Consider the following 5,850-nt stretch of genomic DNA (forward strand, 5'->3'; position numbering starts at 1 on the left):
TTTATGCCTGAGAACACTTGAACGCTGAAAGTTATGATGATTTTGAATGGTATGAAAAGATTAATGCAACGCTAGTGTTTTGTTTTATAAAAATACAAACAGGAGTGTCATACCTTGCAATTACAGTCGTTTGCATGGGAGCAGTATGAGGCAGTCGTCGAGCTTTGGCAGCGGGCAGGGCTTGTGCTTTCCCGCTCCGATACGCGGGAAGGATTGCGCCGCAAGCTGGAGCGCGACCCGGAGCTGTTTTTGGTGGCAACAAACGATGACGGGCAGGTCGTGGGGGCTGTCATGGGCAGCTATGACGGACGGCGCGGCTGGGTCAATCATCTGGCGGTCGATCCCGCCTGCCAGGGCCAGGCGCTGGGAAGCCGGCTCATGCAGGAGCTGGAGCGGCGGCTTATGAATGTGGGTTGCGAGAAAATCAACCTGCTGATCGAGCCGGAAAACAGCGGCGTGCAATCGTTTTACAGGCAGTTGGGCTTCGCCGCTTGCGAGCTGATTTTCATGGAAAAATGGATTGCGCCGCCCCAAGACGCGAAGAAAGGTGTATGATAGAGGACGGATTTAGCTAGACGATCATTCAACAGCTTGGCAGGAGGCAGCATGAACTATGAAACCCCTATATGTCGGACTCTTACTCTGTACCAGCTTCCTCTGGGGAGGAAACTTCGTCGTCGGTAAATTTTTGGTCGGACACGCGTCGTCGTTGACGTTGACCAATTTGCGCTGGCTGATTGCAGTCGCCTGTTTGCTGCCTGTCGTCTGGGTGCGCGAAAAGCGGATCTTGCCCACGCGACAGGCGCTCGTTCCGTTGATCGTGATGGGCGTGACAGGCGTGGCGCTGTTCAATCTGTTTATGTTCTGGGCGCTGGAGCGGACAGACGCTACCAATGTCGGGCTTTTGTCGACGCTCAACCCGGTTTCGATCGCGATTTTCTCGTTTTTGCTGATCGGGGAAAAAATTCGGCCGCTGCAAATCGTCGCCATGCTCATTTCTTTTGCAGGCGTGCTGGTCGTGCTTTGCAAAGGCGACTTTACCCATTTGGAGCAACTGCATTTCAATACAGGCGACCTGTGGATGCTGGCGGCTGTGGCGATGTGGGGAATTTACTCCGTCTGTGGACGCTGGGCGATGAAAACCGTGTCGCCGATGATGTCCACCCTGTACTCGGGACTTTTCGGCGTAGCGCTGATGCTGCCGTTTAATCTGACGACGTTTACCGTTGAGAATACGACCTGGTCATTTTGGCTGTCGCTGTTTTACGTCGGCGTAATGGCGACTGTGGTCAGCATGGTCTTGTGGAATGTCGGGGTGCAAAAGGTCGGGGCGACCTCTGCTGGCATGTTCCTCAACTTCAACCCGGTGTTTACCGCGATTCTCGCCTTTTTGCTGCTGGGCGAGACGATGAGCGTGCTCCAGCTTCTGGGCAGCGTCATCGTCATCGTCGGCTGCTACTTGTTTGCCAAGCTCAAGCACGTTCCGGCCAAGACGCCTGCGGCGCTGGAGCAGGCAAGAGGCTGAGGCTGGCTTGTTTTCCGTCTGCGTACAGCGCAGGCGGAATTTTTTTGGCAACGAACGGGCGTGCCTTTTTGCCAGACCGGGCAGCAATTTCCCGCGAATGCCGCGCGACCGTTTTTTTTTTCGCACACATGGACATGGGCGGACGCATACACATACCAAGGACGGTGTGTGCAGAGGAGGTTGTCTATGTTAATCATCAGTGGCAGACGGGCCGATCCGGACGCTTTGGCAATGGAGTGGGGATTGAACGAGGTCCAGCGAGAAGTGGTGGAGCGGATGGCGGAGAGCCGGGAGGAGTTCTCCTACCCGCAGCCTGAATTGCTGCAGTTCGAACTGAAGATGAGGGACCATCTGGTGCGCTCGGCACGGGCGCTGTACGCCAGCGGGATCGCCTTTTCCACCTATGAAAGATCGCGCGCCAACCCGGCGTACTGGGACCGCACCGAGCTGGGCGGCTTTCGGCTGAGACAGGGGATTTTGCCCTCGCAAGGAATCATCAACATTTTTCAGGAAGGCAGAAAATACGCGACCGAGTGTGCGACAGCGATGGTCATTATTTTGTACCACGCCGTTCTCCAGTCGATCCGCCGGGAAGACTTCGAGCGGCTGTTCGCGGATATTTTGCTCTACGACTGGCGCTACGATCAGGATCTCGATTTGCGGACGATCCCGACGACGACGTTTTTGCCGGGCGATATTTTGTATTTTGCCAACCCGGATCACAACCCCGACAAGCCGCAATGGCAGGGGGAAAATGCGGTCGATCTGGGCAGAGGGCTGTACTACGGGCACGGAGCGGGCATTCGTGACGCCGAGTCGATGATCGAGTTTTTGAACGAACAGCGCAGGGTAGGGGCAACCAGGTCTGCGTACCTTGTTCCCCAGGCGACACGCCCCGGCTTCGCCTATTTGTTCCCGTACGACAACCGGCGTCCGCAGGTGCGCTTCGAGCAGCGGGCCGCAGACATGGGCAGTCGGATTACGGCGCAGATCGGTTCGCTTTTTTGGGAATGGTGAAGACGAAAAAAGCCTCGAGCCGAAGTTATGGCGAGAGGCTTTTTGCTGATGGCGGACTGACAGTGGTTACGAAAAACGGCTGAGCGAAAACATCGACAAATCGAGCTTGGATTCCCCGTCGATGAGCAGTTGGCTGGCAGCTTCTCCTACTGCGCTCGCGAACTTGAAGCCGTGGCCGGAAAAGCCTGCGGCAAAGACGATGTGCGGGTTGTCCGGATGGCGGTCGATGACAAAATGTTCGTCAGGCGTCATCGTGTAGATGCAGACTCTGCCCTGGCGCAAGGCCCCCGCCGCTTGCGGCATGTACGTCTCAAGGAACGCGCGGACATCGCCTTCATCCGATAAATAGCAGCCAAAGGTCCGCTCCAGCGTGTCGGGATCAATGGCTTGTCCCCCGTCATGGCGGCCGATTTTGACACCTGCTCCATCGATGCTCGGAAAGCCGTAAAACATGGAGTCACCCAGGTGGAAGACGAAGGCCGGGAACCGATCCGCGCTGTACAAGCTTTCGTCTGCGCCGAACCAGGCGACGGTTTTGCGCGTGGGGACTAGCGGAACGGACAAGCCGAGCTCCTGCAGCAGCGGCGCGTTCCAGGCCCCGGCGGAGACGAGCAGCTTTTTGCCGCGATAGCTCCCGGAGTCTGTATGCACAATCACGTCTGCCCCGTCTGTTTGCAGGCTGGTCACTTTCGTGTTGGTCAGCAGGCTTGCGCCAGAAGCTGTGGCCAACTCGCGGTAAGCGCGAATGGCATGTTCCGAGTAGAGAACGCCGGAAGCAGGCTCCAGACAAGCGTAAAAATGATCGGGCAGCTCGATTCCCGGCCAGCGCTCGCGCACCTCCTGGGCGGTCAGCACTTCGAGCGGAAGCGAGTAGCGCTCGGCGCTCTCCCGCACCTCCTGCAAAAAGGCGCAATCGTGCGCGCCTGCGCTCAACACCCCGGTTTGGCTGAACAGCTTCACATTCGCGGCCTGTTCCAGCTCGGCCCACAGCTCTTGCGCCCGCAAGGCAAACGGCACGTACTGCTTGCCTTCTCCGTAAGCGTGGCGAATGATCCGGGTGTCTCCGTGGTGGCTGCCCATCGTGTGCGGAGGGTCAAAAGCGTCAATCAGCAGCGCGCTTGCGCCTCTTTTGGCCAAATAGTAACCGGCGGCCATGCCCATCGAGCCTGCGCCGACGATGATTACTTCGTATGTTTGCATAAAGGATTCCCCCTAAGTTGGTCGTGCTGCTGTTTCTGATGCCAAAGCCGCATCTATCTCTTCTTCCCCATTATAGAACTTACGTTTTTCTCGTAGCAATCAATCTGAGAAAAATTCTGAATATTACCAGTTTCATATGTTAGATGTTGTTATTTTTGGTAGAGAGGGTACAATTTGTATCGGGCATGTTTACCTTGAAATTGAAAAGGGAATATGGATTTAGCGATATCATACAATGTCGAGAAAAGTGGTGTTTCTATGAAGTGGACGATCGGGAAAAAGCTGGGCAGCGCGTTTGCCCTAATTCTCATGGTGATCGCATATATGGGAGCCATGAGTACATACAAGACAAGCCTTATCAACAGCAAAGTCGAAGAAATGAAGTCCGTCTGGCAGCCGGGCATGGAGGCAATCCTGAAAATCAATTCGACGCTGGAAACGATCTACGGCCTGAATCAGACGATTCTGAACGCTGAATCGCTGGCAGACAAAAACAAATACGCCGGACAAATTGATGAAAACTTCGTCTATATCGACGGATTGCTGATGAGCTATGAAAAAACGATTATCGATGAGGAGGATCGGAAGCATTTCGAAGGCTTGAAGGCAGCCATGAAGCAGTACGAGATTTTCAATCAGGAATTTGTGGAAGTCGGCAAAAAGATGGACATCACGCGCGGGGTGACGCCGGAAGAGTTGGCCGAGCTCAAGCGTGTGCGGGACAAGGCGAGCGAGCTGTTCACGGAGCGCAAGAAGCACATCGACGCCATGATCGCGTTCAACAAAATGGGAACGGAACGGGCAGGCAGGGAAAGCGCCGAGCTGTACGCGGCTCTCAAACGGGACAATCTCATTACGCTCGCCGCCTCCATCGCGGGCTGCCTGCTGCTGGCTCTCTGGCTGACGAGAAGCATTCGCGGTCCGGTGCTGCGCCTGGTGGCTGAAATGAAGGAAGTCGCGCAAGGAAACCTGCGCGTGGAGCCGCTTGTGGTCAAAACTCGCGATGAGATTTTCGATCTGGCCAATTCCTTCAATGAGATGACGGACAGCCTCAAAAGGGTGATCCGCCAGGCCGGCGCGACATCGGAGCAGGTAGCGGCATCGGCCGAGGAATTGATGGCAAGCGCTGAGCAGACGAGCCGGGCGACAGAGCAGATCGCGGTTACGGTGCAGGAGGTCGCGGTTGGTACGGATCGTCAGGTCGCCAGCGTGGAGCAAGGGGCAAAAGCAATTGACGACATGTCCCGGGGAATACGCCAAATTGCGGCGAACGCCCAGCAGGCGTCCAGCATGGTCGTCCAGGTGGCGTCGATGGCAGGCGAAGGAAACCAGTCGATCCAGGCCGCTGTCCAGCAAATGAACGCCATTCACGATTCGATCCGCGAGCTGGCCGGGGTAGTCGATGGGCTGGGCAACCACTCGCAGGCAATCGGGCAAATTATCGAAGTCATTACAGGCATCGCCGAGCAGACCAATCTGCTTGCGCTCAATGCAGCGATTGAGGCAGCGCGAGCAGGCGAACACGGCCGGGGCTTTGCAGTCGTAGCCGACGAGGTGCGCAAGCTGGCCGAGCAGTCGTCCAAGTCGGCGCAGCAGATCGGGCAGTTGATTCAAACGATTCAGACAGACACGAAGCTCGCTGTGGAGTCGATGGAGTCGGGAACAAAAGAAGTGCAGGAAGGGATTCTCGTGGTGCACCATGCGGGCGAGACGTTCGGACAGATTCAAATGTCGATCACGACCGTGGCCGACCAGATCCAGGACGTGTCGGCGGCAGCTCAGGAAGTATCCGCGCACTCCGAGCAAGTGGTGCAGGCGATTGAGCTGGTAAGCGAGGTGTCGGAGATCGCAGCCGACGGTACGCAAAACGTTTCCGCTGCTACCGAGGAGCAGCTCGCAGCGATGGAGGAAATCACTTCTTCGGCGACAGCCCTTTCCACCATGGCGGAGGAGCTGCAGCAGATGATTAGCCGCTTCAAAGTGTAAGGCGTGCAATCACACTTCGGGAACGGTCGAAGTTTCCTTGTACTAGAACGAATACAGAAGAACAAGCACAACCCTTTCATTATTAAACTACCATTTTGTGTTCTGCCCTCGGTACAGAAGAA

At 56.1% G+C, this 5,850-nt stretch carries 5 protein-coding genes and 1 pseudogene; 5 read left to right on the forward strand and 1 reads right to left on the reverse strand.

The window, feature by feature from the left end:
• Positions 1-114: 114 nt before the first annotated feature.
• The 3 genes from AC3WJN_RS25350 (at position 115) to AC3WJN_RS25360 (ending at position 2,542) form a co-directional block, all read left to right on the forward strand.
• Positions 115-555 carry a GNAT family acetyltransferase gene (locus tag AC3WJN_RS25350; protein ID WP_005832113.1) on the forward strand — a complete coding sequence of 147 codons (441 nt, stop codon included), beginning with the start codon at positions 115-117 and terminating at the stop codon, positions 553-555.
• Between the two features lie 58 nt (positions 556-613).
• Complete coding sequence (locus tag AC3WJN_RS25355; RefSeq protein WP_005832112.1) at positions 614-1,525, forward strand: DMT family transporter; 912 nt, start codon at positions 614-616, stop codon at positions 1,523-1,525.
• A 186-nt stretch (positions 1,526-1,711) separates the two neighbouring features.
• Positions 1,712-2,542 (forward strand): protein-glutamine gamma-glutamyltransferase, encoded by an 831-nt coding sequence (locus tag AC3WJN_RS25360; RefSeq protein WP_007777021.1) that lies wholly within the window; start codon positions 1,712-1,714, stop codon positions 2,540-2,542.
• A gap of 66 nt (positions 2,543-2,608) precedes the next feature.
• Here AC3WJN_RS25360 and solA read toward each other — a convergent pair whose 3' ends face one another.
• Positions 2,609-3,742 carry an N-methyl-L-tryptophan oxidase gene (solA, locus tag AC3WJN_RS25365; RefSeq protein ID WP_007777018.1) on the reverse strand — a complete coding sequence of 378 codons (1,134 nt, stop codon included), beginning with the start codon at positions 3,740-3,742 and terminating at the stop codon, positions 2,609-2,611.
• Positions 3,743-4,000: 258 nt separating this feature from the next.
• Between solA and AC3WJN_RS25370 the strand changes: the two genes are divergently transcribed.
• Both AC3WJN_RS25370 and AC3WJN_RS25375 read left to right on the forward strand, forming a co-directional pair.
• A complete protein-coding gene (locus AC3WJN_RS25370; RefSeq protein ID WP_005832106.1) occupies positions 4,001-5,728 on the forward strand; it encodes a methyl-accepting chemotaxis protein in 1,728 nt (575 codons plus the stop codon).
• A gap of 46 nt (positions 5,729-5,774) precedes the next feature.
• Positions 5,775-5,850: pseudogene (locus tag AC3WJN_RS25375) on the forward strand (IS200/IS605 family transposase); the annotation flags it as partial.

This window comes from Brevibacillus sp. FW306-2-1A-C05A (assembly GCF_058781555.1).

What these genes read in the sequence shown, in the direction of transcription:
- solA (WP_007777018.1), bottom strand. Translation starts at nt 3,742, where the DNA reads ATGCAAACATACGAAGTAATCATCGTCGGCGCAGGCTCGATGGGCATG.
- AC3WJN_RS25355 (WP_005832112.1), top strand. Translation starts at nt 614, where the DNA reads ATGAAACCCCTATATGTCGGACTCTTACTCTGTACCAGCTTCCTCTGG.
- AC3WJN_RS25370 (WP_005832106.1), top strand. Translation starts at nt 4,001, where the DNA reads ATGAAGTGGACGATCGGGAAAAAGCTGGGCAGCGCGTTTGCCCTAATT.
- AC3WJN_RS25360 (WP_007777021.1), top strand. Translation starts at nt 1,712, where the DNA reads ATGTTAATCATCAGTGGCAGACGGGCCGATCCGGACGCTTTGGCAATG.